This is a genomic window from Neobacillus sedimentimangrovi (genome assembly GCF_010614825.1).
In the GTDB taxonomy this organism is placed as follows: Bacteria; Bacillota; Bacilli; order Bacillales; family Cytobacillaceae; genus Neobacillus; species Neobacillus thermocopriae.
Genome location: NZ_JAAFZF010000002.1, coordinates 36,639 through 54,903 on the forward strand (window position 1 = coordinate 36,639; position 18,265 = coordinate 54,903).

The 18,265-nt window shown below is 40.4% G+C and carries 17 protein-coding genes; 9 read left to right on the forward strand and 8 right to left on the reverse strand.

The features are described 5' to 3' along the window. The first annotated feature begins 396 nt into the window (after positions 1-396). The 6 genes from GZA11_RS01560 to GZA11_RS01585 all read left to right on the forward strand — a co-directional run bounded on the left by GZA11_RS01560 (position 397) and on the right by GZA11_RS01585 (position 6,164). Positions 397-2,394 (forward strand): penicillin-binding transpeptidase domain-containing protein, encoded by a 1,998-nt coding sequence (locus GZA11_RS01560; RefSeq protein WP_321175660.1) that lies wholly within the window; start codon positions 397-399, stop codon positions 2,392-2,394. Between the two features lie 594 nt (positions 2,395-2,988). Beyond that, positions 2,989-3,264 (forward strand): sporulation transcriptional regulator SpoIIID, encoded by a 276-nt coding sequence (spoIIID, locus tag GZA11_RS01565; protein ID WP_038537714.1) that lies wholly within the window; start codon positions 2,989-2,991, stop codon positions 3,262-3,264. Positions 3,265-3,468: 204 nt separating this feature from the next. Then, positions 3,469-4,470: a rod shape-determining protein gene (gene mreB, locus GZA11_RS01570; protein WP_038537713.1), complete on the forward strand. Its 1,002-nt coding sequence runs from the start codon at positions 3,469-3,471 to the stop codon at positions 4,468-4,470. A gap of 321 nt (positions 4,471-4,791) precedes the next feature. Continuing rightward, positions 4,792-5,109, forward strand: a complete 318-nt coding sequence (locus tag GZA11_RS01575) for a DNA-directed RNA polymerase subunit beta (RefSeq protein ID WP_038537710.1) — start codon at positions 4,792-4,794, stop codon at positions 5,107-5,109. 102 nt (positions 5,110-5,211) lie between these two features. Further along, complete coding sequence (gene fabZ / locus GZA11_RS01580; protein WP_038537708.1) at positions 5,212-5,646, forward strand: 3-hydroxyacyl-ACP dehydratase FabZ; 435 nt, start codon at positions 5,212-5,214, stop codon at positions 5,644-5,646. Positions 5,647-5,840: 194 nt separating this feature from the next. Beyond that, positions 5,841-6,164 carry a hypothetical protein gene (locus tag GZA11_RS01585; protein WP_038537705.1) on the forward strand — a complete coding sequence of 108 codons (324 nt, stop codon included), beginning with the start codon at positions 5,841-5,843 and terminating at the stop codon, positions 6,162-6,164. A 46-nt stretch (positions 6,165-6,210) separates the two neighbouring features. On the opposite strand, the gene GZA11_RS01590 is transcribed toward GZA11_RS01585, so the two are convergent. Together GZA11_RS01590 and GZA11_RS01595 are read right to left on the reverse strand one after the other, a co-directional pair. Next, positions 6,211-6,462, reverse strand: coding sequence for a hypothetical protein (locus GZA11_RS01590; protein ID WP_038537701.1), 252 nt, complete (start codon positions 6,460-6,462; stop codon positions 6,211-6,213). A gap of 53 nt (positions 6,463-6,515) precedes the next feature. Next, the gene (locus tag GZA11_RS01595) at positions 6,516-6,953 is read right to left on the reverse strand and encodes a YwpF-like family protein (protein ID WP_038537699.1); all 438 of its coding nucleotides are present in this window, start codon (positions 6,951-6,953) and stop codon (positions 6,516-6,518) included. Between the two features lie 390 nt (positions 6,954-7,343). Between GZA11_RS01595 and GZA11_RS01600 the strand changes: the two genes are divergently transcribed. After that, positions 7,344-7,736: a single-stranded DNA-binding protein gene (locus GZA11_RS01600; RefSeq protein ID WP_038537697.1), complete on the forward strand. Its 393-nt coding sequence runs from the start codon at positions 7,344-7,346 to the stop codon at positions 7,734-7,736. 19 nt (positions 7,737-7,755) lie between these two features. Further along, complete coding sequence (locus tag GZA11_RS01605) at positions 7,756-7,908, forward strand: hypothetical protein (RefSeq protein WP_158332812.1); 153 nt, start codon at positions 7,756-7,758, stop codon at positions 7,906-7,908. Positions 7,909-8,512: 604 nt separating this feature from the next. Here GZA11_RS01605 and GZA11_RS01610 read toward each other — a convergent pair. The 3 genes from GZA11_RS01610 to GZA11_RS01620 form a co-directional block, all read right to left on the reverse strand. Then, positions 8,513-9,250: an amino acid ABC transporter ATP-binding protein gene (locus GZA11_RS01610; protein WP_163182645.1), complete on the reverse strand. Its 738-nt coding sequence runs from the start codon at positions 9,248-9,250 to the stop codon at positions 8,513-8,515. 14 nt (positions 9,251-9,264) lie between these two features. Beyond that, positions 9,265-9,912: an amino acid ABC transporter permease gene (locus GZA11_RS01615; protein ID WP_163182646.1), complete on the reverse strand. Its 648-nt coding sequence runs from the start codon at positions 9,910-9,912 to the stop codon at positions 9,265-9,267. Positions 9,913-9,989: 77 nt separating this feature from the next. After that, positions 9,990-10,733, reverse strand: a complete 744-nt coding sequence (locus tag GZA11_RS01620) for a transporter substrate-binding domain-containing protein (RefSeq protein ID WP_163182724.1) — start codon at positions 10,731-10,733, stop codon at positions 9,990-9,992. 1,122 nt (positions 10,734-11,855) lie between these two features. Between GZA11_RS01620 and GZA11_RS01625 the strand changes: the two genes are divergently transcribed. Then, complete coding sequence (locus tag GZA11_RS01625) at positions 11,856-12,968, forward strand: 3D domain-containing protein (protein WP_163182647.1); 1,113 nt, start codon at positions 11,856-11,858, stop codon at positions 12,966-12,968. Positions 12,969-13,473: 505 nt separating this feature from the next. Here the strand turns inward: GZA11_RS01625 and GZA11_RS01630 are convergent. From GZA11_RS01630 to GZA11_RS01640, 3 genes are all read right to left on the reverse strand, one after another. After that, a complete protein-coding gene (locus GZA11_RS01630; RefSeq protein WP_163182648.1) occupies positions 13,474-14,034 on the reverse strand; it encodes a type II toxin-antitoxin system PemK/MazF family toxin in 561 nt (186 codons plus the stop codon). A 283-nt stretch (positions 14,035-14,317) separates the two neighbouring features. Next, the gene (locus GZA11_RS01635) at positions 14,318-15,088 is read right to left on the reverse strand and encodes a TatD family hydrolase (RefSeq protein WP_163182649.1); all 771 of its coding nucleotides are present in this window, start codon (positions 15,086-15,088) and stop codon (positions 14,318-14,320) included. A gap of 144 nt (positions 15,089-15,232) precedes the next feature. Then, complete coding sequence (locus GZA11_RS01640; RefSeq protein WP_163182650.1) at positions 15,233-18,160, reverse strand: DEAD/DEAH box helicase; 2,928 nt, start codon at positions 18,158-18,160, stop codon at positions 15,233-15,235. Positions 18,161-18,265 lie beyond the last annotated feature (105 nt).

The following is an 18,265-nucleotide window of genomic DNA, read 5'->3' on the forward strand; positions in this document are numbered from 1 at the left end:
CATCAGTATTGTACGACTGGGACCAGTGTGTTCTTAATGCTTTGCAAGTTTCCTGAGTCCTCTTTTATCCACATATTTCCACATGATATCTATTTTCAAATACGACGCAGCTTACTTTTATCCAAAGTTTTTTATAAAAAAAATATCCGGCTAAATAAGCCGGATTGCAAAACTAAAATCTATTTAAAAGGGGGATGAAAAGTGTGAGATTATCCTTTTCATATGTTAGTATAACGCGTAAATATGAACAAACTATGAACAATTAATGAAGGTTTCAGTAATAAATAGGCAGTTTATTTGATTCATGACTTATATAAACAGTCATATGACAAAAAATGGGGTGAGGACCTAACTGTGATATAATGGAAATAAGTAAATAAACGGGGGGATTAAAAATTGAGGATAAAGCATGTTGTTGGTGCGCTGCTTTTAATGGTTTTGGCTATCGTGTTAAGTAGCTGTAGTAAAGAACCAACACCGGAGGAGCGTCTGTCTTCGTACATAGCACTGTGGAAAGAAGAAAAGTTTGATCAGATGTATGATTACCTCTCGAAGGATGCGAAAAAGAAAATCTCCAAAGAAGAATTTACAAACCGCTACGAAAAAATCTACAAAGATCTACAGATAACTGATCTCAAGATCAACTACCTAAAACCGAAAAAAGAAGAGCAGGCTAAAAAGAAGCTTGCTGAGTATCCAATTACAGTGAAAATGAATAGCATTGCAGGTCCGATCAACTTTACACACAAAGCACGATTGAAAAAAGAAGAAAAGGATGACAAGGAAAACTGGTTTGTTGATTGGAATACAAGGTTTATTTTTCCGAGCATGGAAGAGGGAGACACCATCCGCTTGAGTACGGTCCCGGCCCAACGTGGCGAAATTCTTGATCGAAATGGTACGGGATTGGCAGTGAATGGACAGGTGTATGAAGTGGGCGTCACCGCCGGAGAATTGACACCGCCAGTAAAAGAACAATTATCCTCTCTTTTAAAAATAAAGCCAGAGCAAATGGAGAAGGCGCTCAGTGCGAACTGGGTGAAACCGGGAATGTTTGTACCGTTGAAGAAAATTTCGATGGATGATCAGGAGCGAATCTCACAGTTGATTGCTCTTGACTCGGTAAAAACTCGGAAAGTAGACGCTAGGATTTACCCGTATAAAGAGGCCGCGGCTCATTTGATTGGCTATGTTGGACCGATCACGGCAGATGAGCTGGAAAAAAGAAAAGATAAAGGGTACACAAGCCAAGATATCATTGGAAAAAGAGGCCTTGAACAAGTACTTGATGAGCAGCTAAAAGGTGAGAATGGGGTTAAAATTGTGATCAAAAAGAAAAATGGCGGCGAGGAAGTATTGGCGGAAAAACCGGTGGTTAATGGAAAAGATGTAAAGTTGACCATTGATGCCAATTTACAAACAGTCATATTTGAGGAGATGGGGACAGAGGTAGGGACAGCAGCAGCGATGAACCCATTGACGGGTGAAACCCTCGCCCTAGTCAGCAGTCCTTCTTTTGATCCGAATCAGGCTTCACTTGGAATGACGGCAGATGAATGGAAAGTTCTGAAGGAAGATCCAGGCCTACCGCTCTTGACGCGGTTCAAACAAGCCTTTGCCCCAGGTTCGGTGTTAAAACCGCTCACCGCATCAATTGGGTTGGAGAGTGAGAAGATAACGCCAGAACAGGCTTTAGAGATAAAAGGTCTTAAATGGCAGAAGGACTCATCTTGGGGCAGCTATTTTGTCACACGGGTTCATGAGGGAAGCCCGATCAATCTTGAAAAAGCACTAGTGAATTCCGATAATATTTATTTTGCACAGGCCGCGCTAAATATGGGGAAAAAAGTGTTTGCGGACGGTTTAAAAGGATATGGCTTTGAAGAGAAAATTGATTTTCCTTATCCGTTGGAAACTTCTCGAATTGGTGATTTGAAAAACGAAATTGCACTTGCCGATTCAGGCTATGGCCAAGGACAGGTGCAAATGAGTATTGTTCATTTACTGGCTACCTATACGCCATTTATGAACAACGGAAATATGGTGAAGCCGATTCTTCTGGATGAGCATGAGAAGAGCCAAGTGTGGAAAGAGTCCGTTGTTTCCAAAAAGAACGCCGAATTGATTGCAGCGGACTTAAGAAAGGTCGTCAGCGATAAAGACGGCACCGCCCATGAAGCAGAAATGGCCGATTATCCACTGGCTGGAAAAACCGGAACAGCAGAGATGAAACAAAAACAAGGCACAACAGGAACGGAAAATGGCTGGTTCATCGCTTGGAATCAACAAACACCGAACCCTATGATTGCCATGATGATTGAAAATGTTCAACAACGTGGCGGCTCCAAAGTGCCTGTACAAATCGTCAAAAACATCTATACAAAATGGAAATAATAAAATAGTGTCAATTAGGGTCTTAATCAACCCAATGGGGAATTGTCAACTTTTGATGGACAATTCCCCATTTTGTTTTTATATGGTGTCTGACACTTGTCGAATAAATGTATAGGTTTAATTTCTGGAAAAATTATCTTAAATACCTTGTCCTCTTTGTCTAAATTGTGCATAAACTCTTATCCAAGCTAATACAATGTTACAAACCTTTTATATAAAGAGAGTGTTTGAGGTGAGGAGTCGTTTGAAGTTAGCGGATATTCAGCCGGGGACATGATTATTCATCGTATGATCAGAAAGTAGGTTACTTTCTGCCGCGTGCATATAATAGGGTCCATTCATGCCGTTGATCACGGCATTTTGGTGACACCAACCACAGTCTCGGGAGAGGAACAGGAAGGAATGACCACAAGCAGGTACATGCTGTGAGTGAGGTTGGGTTCACAAGTAGTGATCCTGTGTGGTTTTGCCTGCCTAAAGGGTGTTCCTACTACCTGTTATAACGAGACAGAAGCAACGCGGAAGCAGTATTTCGTCGAAGTGATAAGCGAGTCTCATTTCACACTCCACATCCAATTTAGGGAGGGCGAGAGTGTGCACGATTACATCAAAGAGAGGACTATCAAGATTGGAAAGTATATCGTGGAGACGAGGAAAACGGTTCGCGTCATTGCGAAGGAGTTTGGCGTATCCAAATCTACAGTCCATAAGGATCTAACAGAAAGATTACCTGAAATCAATCCGGAGCTTGCAAACGAAGTAAAAGAAATACTAGATTATCATAAATCCATACGCCACCTAAGAGGCGGAGAAGCAACGAAAATGAAATACCAAAAGGAGGAAAAACAAGGAGAAACAATTCAAAAATAAGAACCAAACAGGCGAATGGTGGTCACGCACCATTGCCTTTTTTAGTAAGTAGGAGCCTAACCTCTCTTTCTAATTTTCTCCAATTACAGCGGATATTTTTTTGTTTTATTTTTATAAAAATGTTATGGATTTTGTAATGAATGTGTTACAATTGAAAATTAGGAAATGTATTGGAATCCGTTTGGAGGAGGAAAGGAAAGAGAAATGTTTGCAAGGGATATAGGGATTGATTTAGGGACGGCTAACGTGTTGATTCACGTGAAAGGCCGTGGGATCGTGTTAAACGAGCCTTCTGTCGTGGCCATCGACAAAAATACAAATAAAGTTCTTGCGGTGGGAGAGGAAGCTCGCCGCATGGTTGGACGTACACCAGGAAACATCGTCGCGATTCGTCCATTAAAAGATGGGGTGATCGCAGATTTTGATGTAACAGAAGCTATGCTGAAGCATTTTATTAATAAGCTGAATGTAAAAGGTTTTCTATCCAAGCCACGCATTTTGATTTGCTGCCCGACTAACATTACAAGTGTCGAACAAAAAGCGATTCGTGAGGCAGCGGAAAAGAGCGGTGGCAAAAAAGTATACTTAGAAGAAGAACCAAAAGTGGCTGCCATTGGGGCAGGAATGGACATCTTCCAGCCTAGCGGAAATATGGTCGTGGATATTGGTGGAGGAACAACCGATGTAGCTGTTCTTTCAATGGGAGATATCGTTACTTCTTCCTCCATTAAAATGGCCGGCGACAAGTTCGATATGGAAATCCTGAACTATATTAAGCGCGAATACAAGCTCTTAATCGGGGAACGCACAGCAGAGAATATCAAAATTAACATCGGTACTGTTTTCCCTGGTTCACGTTCAGAGGAAATGGAAATTCGTGGCCGTGATATGGTTAGTGGATTACCGCGCACGATTACGGTTCGTTCGGAAGAAATTGAGCAAGCCTTGCGCGAATCGGTTACAGTTATTGTTCAGGCAGCAAAAAGTGTTCTTGAACGTACACCACCAGAGCTTTCCGCTGACATCATTGACCGCGGTGTCATTTTAACAGGCGGAGGCGCATTGCTTCACGGTATCGATATGCTCCTTGCAGAAGAGCTGAAGGTTCCTGTACTAGTAGCTGAAAATCCAATGGATTGCGTAGCGATCGGAACAGGGATCATGCTTGATAACATTGACCGAATTCCGGGACGCAAGTTTGGATAAAAAGGAAAATGTCACTCACAATATGAGTGCTCAACTATTTTATAACGGGGTTACATATTCCCTGTGGTATGACATCTTACAAATAAGGTCGATAAAAAGTCTAATGATCGTGGCTGATAGGAAGCTGCAAAACATTAGGCTTTTTTTCATGAAATGACAATTTTCTGCAAAAAACTAATGTGTCTTGATGAATAATTTTTTATAATAGAAATAACATAGTAAATTTCAATGAGTGCCAATGGAAAAATGGTTATAATATGTATAACTCTCGGTCCGGTGTTGTTTAAAATGAAATGCCGGAATTTAAAGGGGAATATAAGTATGTCTGTCAATCATCTGAAACAACAAGTACAATCGTTAGAAGAATATAATGATGCGCTAAAAAAGGGAAAAGATGGCGAAATGGAGATGGCCGAGACGAAAGAATCCGTATGGCCAAAAGAGCGTATTCGCATCCGATTGCTTCCCATTTGGCTTAGGCTTGTGCTACTGATTGTTTTTACGTTCATCAGTTTAATGGCGGGCGCCGCAGTGGGATACGGAGTGATTGGCGACGGAAAAGCTGCTGATGTTTTTAAAACATCAACATGGACTCATATCATTGATTTGGTAAATAAAGATGATCGCCAAAAAGAATAATGGAAAATAATTTGGGAAGGGAAGTGAAATCCCTTCCCTTTCGTGTGTTTTTAATAGTAGAATAGGAAATAATATCTGTTATTAGTAGGAGGTACTAAAAGAATGTTGGATATTAATGAAATCAAAGAAATCATTCCACATCGTTACCCTTTTTTGCTGGTAGATCGGATTGTTGAAGTCGAGGAAGGAAAAAGAGCGGTTGGCATAAAAAATGTTACTGCTAACGAGGAGTTTTTTAATGGACATTTTCCGGACTATCCAGTGATGCCTGGCGTTCTAATCGTTGAGGCACTTGCACAAGTCGGTGCAGTGGCGGTCTTGAAAAAAGAAGAAAATCGAGGTCGCTTGGCCTTTTTTGCAGGAATTGATAATTGTCGATTTAAAAAGCAAGTTAAACCTGGCGATCAACTGCGAATGGAAGTGGAAATGGTACGGCTTCGCGGACCGATTGGCAAAGGAAAAGCCGTTGCAACGGTTGACGGTGAAATCGTCTGTGAAGCGGAAATCACCTTTGCTTTAGGGGATAAAAAAGAGTAAAAATAGGCATCAAAATGGATGGGAGAGGATACCCCATCCATTTTTTATTTCTATCGCAAGCACCAGAATTACCAAAAATTGGACGGAATTTCATTTGCCATCATTCCACTTTTCTGACATAAAAGTAAATATTTTTTTCATCAGTGGGAAATCTATAATTGTTCGTATACTTTAATTTGAAAGGAGTTTTACGCTTGAAAAAGAAGCTATTTCTTTTGCTTTCTGGGTCCGTCCTATCTGCTATGCTATTAGCGGGGTGTAATGTAAATGATGATGATCAAAATCCTCCCCCACCAAATGTGACGGATGAAGATCGGGATGACGTGAATGATGATAATATTGATAATGACTTGAACAACCGCTTAGATACGGATCGAGATATTTTAGATGACAATAATCGTTCCCGTGATATCAATACAGATACGGACAAAGACCCAGGAAAAGATATCAACACAGATCGAGAAGAAATCATTGAAGATGACCTTGATGTTCGTGACAAAGACAGAAAAGACCGCTAAAAAAAGGGGACAAGCAAGAATCGCTTGTCCCTTTCTCGTTCTACTTTTACAACAAACTAACAAAAAGAACGCCGAGAATGACGATGATAAAGAAGATAATATAGATCAATATAGAAAGAATCGTAATAATCCATCCGAGGACTTTCCGATCGGTTTGGATCAAATAAATCCCTAAGGCAATAGGGCCAAAGAGGAAGCCAAGAATCGCCCACAGCCAAGGACGCTTTTGATGCTTAGGAGCATCGATAGCTAAATAAATGGCAATGATAATACCAAGCAAAAAACTACTGTATTCCATATGTTTCCCCCTGAAATCATAAAATAAATGCCAGCCGTGGCTGGTTTCCCACTCTACCTATTTTTTTTCACTTTCAGCTTCGGTTTGCTTTTCATTTTTTCTTTAAACTCGGTAAGAAGGGGTTCTCCCTGAAGGCCTTTTTGTAATAAATTTTCAAGCAGAAGCTCGGAATAGTCGCTTTTGTTGCGACGTAAATGGCCTTCTAGCAAGACGCTCATCTGATGTTCAAATTTATTCAACGTGACAATTTTTGTCTGGAAAAAAGCAGGATCATTTTCGCGCTTTGTGATGACAGTTTCAACGATAATCTCGCGGTTTTCCTCTTCAATTTTTTTAAAATAATCATATAAAGTAAGGTCAGTGTAGGCCTCAATTAACCAAGTGGAACGTTCGTCTTCTTTATTGATAATTAATCCATCTTCAAGCGGAACCTCTACGGATTGGCCGTCCTCTTCCACCACTTCTAAAGAGAATAACTTAAATGTCTTCATCCCGAACCTCCTGCATGTTTTTTCGAAAAGATTATCACATTGAGATAATCTTGTTTCAGCGTCTAATCCTTCGAATACTTAAGCACTCCTTCTTATGGGAGGATGACTAAAGTGAGCCAAGGCGTTTGCATTTTCCTCATTATACCATATTTTCATCACTGGACGCACAACATAAGGAAGAAGCATTTTTAATAAGATTGTCGAAAAATCTTTGTCGAAATGACCCAAATGCAAATGGATCTTCCATTTGGGGAGTCGTACTGGACAAAAATTCCCTCAAACGATTCATTTCTTAAAAATATGGTAGTAAAACAGGCATTTTCTCCGTTTTACAGGAATAGAACTTTTGAACTATGATAAAAGCAACAAAACGTGAAGGAGTTGGTAAGAGTGATCAATCAAGTTACCCTGGTAGGCAGGTTAACTAGGAATCCCGAGCTGAGAGCGACTTCGGAAGGAACGGCTGTCACCCAAATTACCTTGGCCGTTAACCGAAATTTTCGCAATCACAACGGAGATATTGATGCAGATTTTGTTCAATGCACACTTTGGAGAAAAGCAGCTGAAAATACGTGCCAATATTGTCGAAAAGGGTCGATAGTCGGGATCACCGGCAGGCTCCAAACCCGTTTTTATGAGAAAGAAGGAAAACGGGTGTATGTCACAGAGGTCATCGCTGAATCCGTTCGTTTCCTCAGTAGTAAACCACATGAACAATCCAATATCACTGTCCCTTCCCCGGAAGCTGAACAAAAGAAAGGAGAAGAAGTCATTGCATTTTAAAGAGAAGGAGGCGCCCCAATTGGAGGAGTTGCTTGAGAGCTTAATTAAAATGGTTGGACGAGCGAACCAAAAGGTGGACTGTCTGCAAGTTCGTGTCAGACAGCTTGAAAGGTTCATTAGTGAAAATCATTTGGAAGTACGGGAGAGAAGTCCTTTTCAAATGTATTCATAAAGAGGATCTATGGTAAATGGTTGCGGCACCACGGTTGTTGAAAATGAGCATTGTTAAATGACGATGAACAATGAAATACTCCAATCTTATTTCCTCTATTTTTCCCCATCTAGAGAGAATCAATCATCGCCTCATACATTTCCCCATCTTTGACTCCTGGCCATCGCTGCCAGGGTTTTTTGTCATGACTTTGAAAATGGAGCAAGTGACAGCATTGCAAGATCAATGGATACAGCTTTTGCCAGAGTAGAAAGGAAGTGAGTTGAAAGGTAAAGCGTTTGTACCAGGGGGTTAAGGGATCAAGCTATAAAAAAGTAAATAAATTTTACGAAATACGGAAAGACGAGTAAAAGTATCACGTTCTTTAAAGGAATTTACCTAATTTTTCAAAAAGTGGTATGAAATACAGATGAGTGGCAACACTAATAGTAAAATCCCCCTGTTTATATTTAGAAGCCGCTGATCGAATGGTTGGCGGCTTCTTGGTTTGCTCGGCATAATGAAAAGTCCTGAGAAGTGATGGTAGAAGTAACAGTTCGCATAACGTAAAGATCTGGAATCTAAAGCAAGCAGGCAGCCAATTTCCGGTTTGGGCAACACGAACTTACAAAACGGAATCCAAGAAATCTTTCGTTCGTTTTTGGGTAGGTGTGTGAAACAATTGATCAGGATGGCCGACTTCCACAATTCGACCATCGTGCATATAGATGACCGAGTCGGCGACTTCGCGGGCGAAGCCCATTTCGTGGGTAACAACGATCATGGTCATTCCTTCTTGAGCTAATTTTTTCATTGTGACAAGGACCTCCCCGACCAGCTCTGGATCGAGTGCCGAAGTTGGTTCATCGAACAACATCACCTCCGGCTTCATCGCAAGTGACCGGGCAATCGCTACACGCTGCTTTTGCCCACCAGACAGTTTGCCAGGATATACGTTCGCTTTGTCACTTAAACCGACCTTCGCCAGAAGCTCTTTGGCCTCCTCGTAGGCCTGATCCTTAGGGATCTTTTTTACATGAACCGGGGCCTCCATAATATTTTCAATCACTGTCATATGGGGGAACAAGTGAAAGTGTTGAAACACCATCCCAACTTTGGCACGTATTTGATTCAAGTCATGTGTATGTTCTTCAATCTGTTCGTCGCCAATAAAAATCTTTCCGCTATTTTTGATTTCGAGGAAATTGAGACAGCGTAGCAGTGTGCTTTTTCCAGAACCGCTCGCGCCAATTAAACAAACCACTTCGCGTTCTCTAACAGTCATATCAATATCTTTTAATACATGGAGATCTCCAAATGATTTATTCAATTTTTCAACCTTTACCATGATGGCTTCCTTCATCGTATATCTCCTTCCTAATCGCTGATGGCCAGACGGTTTTCGGCATATCGGGCCAATAGGGAAATAAGAAACACAAGCACGAGATAGTAGACAGCGACGATTAACAGATAGGTTAGATAGTCGAATGTATTGGAGCCAAAGGTGGTGGCCACATTAAATAGCTCGTACATTCCAATGAATGCCGCCAGCGATGAATCTTTTAGGGCAATAATAAATTGATTGCCAAGAGGCGGCATCGCGCGTCTTAATGCCTGCGGTAAAATGATTCTGCGATAAGTTAGACTCACGCTCATACCGAGGGAACGGCCTGCTTCCATCTGGCCATGGTCAATCGATTGAATGGAACCCCGAAAAATCTCAGCGATATAGGCTCCATTGTGGAAGGCAAGTCCAAGTACGACTGCCATAAACTGTGACATATTAAGCGAAGTCAATCCATAGTAAAACACGAAAATCTGTACAATGAGAGGCGTGCCTCGCACGAGAAAAATATACGCATCTGAAAGCCACACAAGAATGTTGATTTTGGATATTTTTAAAAAAGCAAAAAACAGTCCAATAATAATGCCAATCATAATGGCTACGACCGTAAGTTCAAAGGTCAGCAGCATGCCTTTTAGAAAAACGGGGTAGGTATCAATCAACTTATTAAACCAATCCATAATTCCCTCCTTATGTGTGGATGGGGAAATTTGTAGATATTCCCCGAGAAATATTTAGGGAAATTTGTAGATCTCCGTTACTGCTTTTCCGGGAGGACCGTTATGTCTTCTCCAAAATACTTTTGGCTGATTTTCGTTAAGGTACCATTTTCGCGGAGTTTATCGAGCGCTTTGTTAATTTCCTTTAGGAGCTTGTCGTTATCCATTGCGACTGCAATTCCTTGTTCACTGCGACCAAGCATTTCTTTTCCGACAATTTTCATTCCTGCTCCGATCGCTTCCTTCCCTGTGACAAAATCGGTGATTACCGCATCGTGTTTCCCTTTACTGAGAGCTTCGAGTGCCACTACATCACTATCGAGCAAGATAATTCGATCGGTGACTTGTTTAGCTAACTCTGCAAAGGTGGTACCTTTTGACACGGCAATTTCCTTCCCTTTCAGATCATTTAAGGTTTCAACTTTACTATCGGGACGTACAAAAATTTGTGGTCCTGAATAGTAGTATGGAGTGGAAAAATGAACGACCTTTAAACGTTCTTCTGTAATCTCATGGCTTGCGACGGCTGCATCAAAGCGTCCTGACTTGACACCTTCAATGATTCCACCGAACTTAAACTTTTTCTGGACGGGTTTTAGTCCGAGTTCCTTGGCAATGGCTTCTGCTATTTCAATATCAAAACCGGTCATCGTTCCATCTTTCTTCATGTAGCTGAACGGTTTATATTCCCCAGAAGCGGCATAGGTAAACTTCCCTTCTTCTACTAGCTTCATTTCATTTGTGGAAGCATTTTTACTTCCGCAGGCAGTCAAAAGAATCATTAAAGCAAAGATGAAACATCCTTTTCTTAATAAATTCACAAGAAAACCTCCTCTTCGTTTTTTGGACGACCCTTCTTTTAATATGTTATTAAGAATATTCGGAAAAATGAATGAGAGTTGGTTTTCAAGAGAGAACCAGCCTGTGGACTAGGACAAGCAGGAAAATAATCGTTATTGTCGAATAATAATGTAAGATGATGTCTAAATTTGGGGGTGTACAAGTGGGAGAGGTTTATATTGTTTTTATAGGGGAGCAAATAAAAGAGAGAGAATGGTTGCTAAGGAGAAAACCTCGTTTTAACGATATGATTATACTTTCACATCAGTCACCTCGTATGAATAACAACTCTCTTTTTCAATACATACCTCTTAACCAAAGTGAAAATAGTTGTTTCTACATCAAGGATCAAGACATTCAAATCCATTTCCACCATAGAACATTACAAATTTTTTCAAGTAAACGTGAACTGACAGAAGTAGAAGTTTATGAGATTTTAAGCCATTTTGTACTCATAGAAGGGGGGAGGGTGAAGCTCTTGGGCAGAATGCCTTTGACCAAACCGTCCCATATAAAAAGAAATAGGTGGCGAATACGTCCTCGAAGGATTCACTTACACATTAATGAGGGTAAGGGAATGTATTTCATAAATAGATAAACAAAACAAATCTAATTAAATCTATTTTATGAAACTAGAAGAATGGGCAAAAATAAAGGGGATAAAGCAAAAATCGTGAAAAAAGTGAATTAAAATATTGGAAGTGGAGAAAAATGACTCGTTTTTCTCCACTTCCTTTTTTGCTCTTTAGGTCTACCATTTGTGACAGACCGTTTCATTCAACAGGCAATTCCCCCAAAAAAACTATTCTTTGCTCCACTTTTTAGGACAACAGTTATAGGGATCGACCCTAACAAAAGTCCCCTTCAATCATGTCTACCCCACATGGATATTAGGTGAAAATTCCCCATATGAAATACCACTTTTTCCCTTAAAATGACAGATATATTCCAATATTTGTTTATTTTTTCTACTTATATGACGATTTGTGATAGTCTTTTAATATTTTTGTAACATTTCTGGTACATTGATCTGTTATAACATTGGTATATAAGGAGGAGAAAATATGCAGAAATTGTTGAAGCGTATTACTCTTGCAGTACTACTACTAATAATGTGTGTTTCTGGTTCGATCGTTACATATGCAGAAACAGACGATCTGCAAAGTCAGCTTCAAGAGAAAGAAAATCTACTTGAACAGCAGATGAAGGAAAAACAGTCTGTACAACAAGAAATTCAGCAAATTAAGCAAGAATTAGATTCTATATATAATGAAATTGAACAAAATAAAAAAGAGATGGCAGTCACTCAGGCCAAAATTGATGAGGTAAACAAGCTCATCCAACAAAAGAGGGAAGAGATTGTTATATTGGAGGATAAAATTCTTGGCCGAAAAGAAGTTATGAAAAAGCGAGCCGTTGCTCTCCAGCATAATAGTAATGTTGGCCTCATTATTAACATTTTCTTTGAGTCTGATAGCATCTCAGAATTCATCCAGCGCGCTTCTGCGGCATCCACTCTTATGGACGCTGACAAGGAAATCTTAATCGCGCAAAAGGAAGATCTTCAACAAATTGAAGAGGACAAAAAAGAAATTGATAGACAAGAACAACTTTTAAAAGAACAGCAAGCGACTCTAGCTAATCAGCAAGCTAAGCTTGATCAAAATCTACAAAAACGTCAAGAAACATTAACGGCGATGCAGACAAAATATGATCAAATTGTTCAGCAAATGGCCATAGCCGAGCAGGAAAAGAAGGAAATTACTGCGAAAATGGAAGCTATTAAGGCTGAAGCAATGAAGGCAAAGGTAGCTCAATCTGCAGCACCTGCACCCGCTACTGCTTCTAAATCCGCACCTGCGCCAACTAAAGAGTCAAGTTCAGCACCTAAAGGACGTGAACTTTACGTTTCCGCAACCGCTTACAGCCATGAGGATTCTGGTTCCATTACTGCTTTAGGCTATAATATCAAAGCAAATCCAAATATGAAATTGATTGCCGTGGACCCTCGTGTGATCCCACTTGGATCAAAAGTATGGGTTGAGGGATATGGAACAGCTATCGCAGGCGACACTGGCGGAGCTATTAAAGGACACAAAATTGATGTTCTGATGCCAAACAAGGCAAGCGCACTTGCTTGGGGCAGAAGAACCGTAAAGGTTATCATTTTAAACTAAACGCATAAATCGATAGCCCGGCCGAAATGGCTGGGCTATTTTTTTGTGAGATAAATATATATTATTGATTTAAAGTTTTTTCTAGCATAAGTGTCCCTTGTTCTCCATCTTAAAATCTGTTATCTTCAATTTACATATTTCTAAACTTTCTGTAACGTTATTTTGCTACTTAGAGGGGAAAAAACAAAACCTGGACACTTATGACTAAGGATAGATGTTATATAACTAGGTATAAAGAAGATGTTTGAGCATTAGTAATAAATCATTTAAAAAAGATAAATAATTATCAAAACGTAAAAAGCCACCCTACAAAGAGGATGGCTTTTCCTTTCTTTGGTTCACTCTAAGGTGAACAGTTAAAAATTTTTTCGGGCCGCACTTGAGTTATTTAAACTCAAAGGGCAATATTATATTATCCATTTTTTCCGGAACATATGATTAGATTGTACAACGTTTCGTAATGTTTTTCAAGTTCTTTTATTCCTTAAGTTAACTTTAGTGTACTTTAGGCTCTTTCTGTCCTAAGTTTAGTATACATCCGTCTGATCTTCTCATCAATCAAGTTCATTTGTTCAGTAGTTAATTTGAATACATCATCTGATGCTTTTTTCGGCTTATAAACCCTTATTTTGCTGATTGGTCGCATCTGATCCGGAATGGCCACAGCATTCTTTTCATTTAAACCATTAATTACACCTAAGAAAACCCGGTCTTTATGAGTATCCGCTTCTGACTCTCCTTTGTCCAATGATGAAAGGGGAACTACATTAACATTTGGATTATTTTTAGAGCTGTCTCTAATGACAACAGCATAATGCATACCTCCATATTCTGCTCCAACATTAAAACCAAAATGAGCTAATACGATTTCAGAACGTTTATATGCTCGCAAATATGTAGGATCAAATTTCTCTTCCCATACCAGATATTGATTATTCGTTTTCAACCAGTCAATAAATATTTTTCCTCGTTTTTCGTCCATATTTTCAATAGTTTTTTGTAGATTCATCAGCTGCATATTCATTTCTTTAATTAAATCTTTGTTTTGATGAACTTTATTAGCCAATATTTTCACCTCTTTTTTCCCTTTACCTATCTGATTTTAACACGGAAAATGGGAAATAGAGGGAAATGTAAAAGTGTCTATATCGGGTTATCCTTGTTCACATTGTCCAGAAATCCTCAAAATCTACATTTCTGTTCGTCGGCTTCCGAAATCTTTAAATTATCTTTTGGCTGTTTACCATCGAAGGCCAGAAGGGAATCTCCTTTGTACAACGTTCATATGTTTATATGCGCTTACTAGTATAGCCTGAGCCACTAACAGCTAAGTGGAATACAAATGATATTTATAGGCAATAAAAGGATCGAGTATTTTTATATATTTGTTCGGAAACCTTTATTTCGGATTGATTTTTTATTTTTGCCAGTGTGGAGAGGGAGTGTTTAATCATGTTTGGGTGTGTTTTTATTCCGGTAAAAGGACCTTCAAATGGCCAAGGACCGTCTGTTTCAAGCATGATTTGCTTTAATGGGTAGGATTTCGCTAATTGTTGGATTTTTTCTTTATACAAAATTTCGGGTGTAACGGAAATAGAATAGCCATTGGTCATCATTCTTGAGGTTGTTTTTTGATCGCCTTTGAACCAATGAAAAAGGGCTTTTGTAATATTATGTTTCTCTAATAAATCACATACAACCGGGGCATCGTCATAGACAGCATGTAAAACAATCGGTTTTTCCCATTTTTTCGCTAGCACGAGAAATGTCTCTAGGAGTTCTAGATACTGACCATACTGTCGGGCGGAAACCTTCCCGTCTTTTCGTAAATAATAGGGAAGACCTACCTCTCCTACAGCAATCATTTCCTCTTTGTGCTGAGTCATCCATTCAATCAGTTTGGTTAACTCGAATTCATTTGGCAGCGGCTGTTCGGGATGAAATCCAAAGGCTGGTTTTACCTTTGAAAAGGTTTTGTTTAATTGGAGATTCCGCTTACAGGAATGAAGATCAAAAGATACAGACACCAAAGCTTCAAGCCAATCCGCGCTTTTCAACATTGATTCGATTTCTTTATCCTCATAACGATCTAAATGAATATGCGCATCAATGATTTTCATGTCTTTCACATCCTAAATCTATTCTACACCTTAAAGAGTCATACCGCATCACCCTTCATGTAGACAGTGTGAATGGGTATGGCAGAAGAGTCATCAACAAACAAAAAACAGCGGCCAAAAGCCGCTGTTTCTTTACGGTCACATTTATCCAAGAAAGACCAATTCTTTTAACTCCTCTGTTGAAAGCTCGGTGATCCAGTTTTCGCTTTGGATAATTTGGTCGTTTAGGTGTTGCTTTTTTTCGAGCATGGTGTCGATTTTTTCTTCGAGTGTACCAGTGCAGATAAGTTTGTGTACATGGACAAAGCGTGATTGCCCAATGCGGTAGGCACGGTCTGTAGCTTGGTTCTCAACAGCGGGATTCCACCAGCGGTCATAGTGGATGACGTGATTGGCCGCGGTGAGATTCAAACCTGTTCCACCTGCCTTCAACGAAAGCAAGAACACAGGGAATTCCTGGTTTTGAAACTGCTCGATCATCATATCTCGCTGCGTTTTCGATACACTACCATTTAAAAACGGCACCTCAATGCCAAACTTTTTCTTCAAAGTCCTCCGAATGATTTCACCCATTTCGATATATTGGGTGAAAATAAGACAGCTTTCGCCCTGTTCTAAAACTGCATCTACTAGTTCAACCAGCTTCTCCAATTTATTGGACCGCTTTAAAAGCTCACGATCGGCCACTTGTTCCTTCAAATATAGAGCAGGATGGTTGCAAAGCTGTTTTAAGCGGCTTAACATTTGTAGAATTAATCCCTTGCGCTCAAAACCGGTCAGTTTTTCAATTTCCGCAAATGTATCGTGAATCAATTGTTCATATAATGATGCCTGTTCGGCCGTAAGTGGACAGTATTCTTTTTGTTCCAGCTTATCAGGTAGGTTCAGTGCCACTTCTTCGTCTTTTTTCGTGCGACGAAGCAGGAAAGGCTTGATTAACTGTTGTAGTTGCTGGATTTTTTCCTTTTTCTCCTCTTTTTCAATTGGAAGAATGAATCGTTTTTGGAACTGTCCGAGGCTCCCGAGGTAGCCGTGGTTGGTAAAATCAAAAATCGACCATAATTCAGACAAACGATTTTCCATCGGCGTTCCGGTAAGGGCGATGTGGTGAAGTCCTTTTAACTTACGAACCGCCTTTGACTGCTTCGTCTGTGCATTCTTGATGTTTTGCGCTTCATCAATGGCAATTGTGCTCCATTGGAGTGCCTCGAATTCTTCAGCATCAAGATGGCTCAAGCCATAAGAAGTTAGGATCACATCCACTTCTTGAGCTTCCTGCACGAAGGCTTCCTCTTTCAGCCGCTTCGAACCATAATGAAGATACACCTTCATCTTTGGAGCAAAACGCTCCAACTCCTTTTGCCAATTTCCAAGTACGGATGTAGGGCAGATGATTAAGGCTGCCTTTGTTGGAACCTTTGTAGAAGAAGTTTTCGTGTCAGGCACCATTTCTTGATTTTTCGCGATGTTTCCTTCTTCTTTTACCTTTAATAAATACGATATGAGCTGAATGGTTTTTCCTAGTCCCATATCATCAGCGAGGATGGCACCGAATCCATATTGCCGTAGGAACCAGAGCCAGCTCATCCCTAGTTGCTGGTATGGCCGGAGTTCTCCGTTCAATTCTTCCGGCGCTTGGACCAATGGGATTTCCTTCAGCTCTGATAGCTGCTTAATCATCTGCTTCCATTGCCGGTTCAGCTCAATCTGAATCTTCATAAATGCCTTCGGATTTTCGATTTCTTCCTCGTCTCCGCTTGAGTCCACCAGTTCTTGCTCAAGCAAATCTCGGACATGCAATCCTTCTTTTTCGGCCCGTTTCATCAAATCCTGAATTTGTCGAATAAACTGTGGGTCGAGCTTCACCCAGCGACCGCGAATATAGACAAGTCGGCGCTTTTCCTCGACAAGCCGGTGAAACTCTTCCTCGGATAACTCGACATTATTCATGGAAAAACGCCAATTGAAATCAAGCATCGCATTCAATCCGACAAATGATGGACGATATGCCGATGTTCCTTTTAGTGATGCTTTCACCCGCAAATTGGCTTGTTTCATCGCCTGCCACCAGGAAGGCAGGAGGATTTCGACATCAAGTGCCAATAGTGTTTCGCTTGCCTCTGTCAAAAACATCCATGCTTCTTCCTCTGTCAGCTCGGTTTTCAATGGGACAATCCCATCTACTTCAACATCCCCGTCGCCTAGCCAAGGGAAAAGCCTTACCCAGCGGGCTTGCTCACGGTCGACTTTATCCAAATATGGTCGCCACCTCGCTGAAATCCGTTTTACATCTTCGACATCTACTACCTCATCGACATTTTTTTTACCTCGTAAAAAAACATCCAAACTCCAGTTGCCTTCCCCGTTTTCTGGTTCATCCAAACGAAGACCGATCGTAAATGGCGCTTCATTTTCTTTCATACCAACCCACTCTAGCCAGCTTTCATCGTCAAAATAACGAGCAAGCTCCATGTTGGAAATGTTTTGCTTTTTCAATAAATCAAGCTTTGGTCCGAATAGTTCCTTCATAGAATCATTTCTTGTTAAAAATGAATCCAATGCTTGGTTATACAAATCGGAAAGGTAATCACGGGCTGTTGTTGGGGAGGAGTCAGTGTCTTCAATAATCTCCGGGTGAATTTTCTGTTCCCAAAATGAGGGATTGAACTCGTCTTCGACTCGATCCGGCAGTTTCCAGCGAAACTCGCCATGTGGCCCCCATACCGAAAAATCCGGAAGACAATCTTTTTCGACAATTCCTTCATACATCGATGCCGCGGCTGCTAGACAAATTTCGGCTTCTTCATTCCAATCCCACTCTATAAAGCGATTGAATGATTCCTTAGCAAAAAGCGAAACGAGCTGCCAGCCGTTCAGTGCAACGCCCTTCATGTCTTTGGTTGTCTCCGTATCGAGCAGTGTTCCGTAAAAACTTTCAGCATGATTGCTAAAAACAAGATTCTTCCATTGAGAGGGATCGATTGTGTTGCCCTCCTTGTCTTGAGCGGAGAGTAGGAAGCGGCCATCCTCTAATTTCGTGATTAGCAATTTCAAAAACCTAGTCATAAGCATGGTAAAACGGCTCCTTTAAAGTGGAGTGGAGGAGTCAGAACGACGATTTCGTACCGATGCTGAATCCTCACGATCGTTAGAAAAATTATCTTTATACAGATAAGG

Coding starts and splice junctions, on each gene's coding strand:
- GZA11_RS01635 (WP_163182649.1), bottom strand. CDS start 15,088: ATGAAAATCATTGATGCGCATATTCATTTAGATCGTTATGAGGATAAA.
- GZA11_RS01610 (WP_163182645.1), bottom strand. CDS start 9,250: ATGAAGGAAGCCATCATGGTAAAGGTTGAAAAATTGAATAAATCATTT.
- GZA11_RS01590 (WP_038537701.1), bottom strand. CDS start 6,462: ATGGAATACAGTAGTTTTTTGCTTGGTATTATCATTGCCATTTATTTA.
- fabZ (WP_038537708.1), top strand. CDS start 5,212: ATGTTGGATATTAATGAAATCAAAGAAATCATTCCACATCGTTACCCT.
- GZA11_RS01640 (WP_163182650.1), bottom strand. CDS start 18,160: ATGCTTATGACTAGGTTTTTGAAATTGCTAATCACGAAATTAGAGGAT.
- GZA11_RS01595 (WP_038537699.1), bottom strand. CDS start 6,953: ATGAAGACATTTAAGTTATTCTCTTTAGAAGTGGTGGAAGAGGACGGC.
- GZA11_RS01620 (WP_163182724.1), bottom strand. CDS start 10,733: ATGATTCTTTTGACTGCCTGCGGAAGTAAAAATGCTTCCACAAATGAA.
- GZA11_RS01625 (WP_163182647.1), top strand. CDS start 11,856: ATGCAGAAATTGTTGAAGCGTATTACTCTTGCAGTACTACTACTAATA.
- GZA11_RS01575 (WP_038537710.1), top strand. CDS start 4,792: ATGTCTGTCAATCATCTGAAACAACAAGTACAATCGTTAGAAGAATAT.
- GZA11_RS01615 (WP_163182646.1), bottom strand. CDS start 9,912: ATGGATTGGTTTAATAAGTTGATTGATACCTACCCCGTTTTTCTAAAA.
- mreB (WP_038537713.1), top strand. CDS start 3,469: ATGTTTGCAAGGGATATAGGGATTGATTTAGGGACGGCTAACGTGTTG.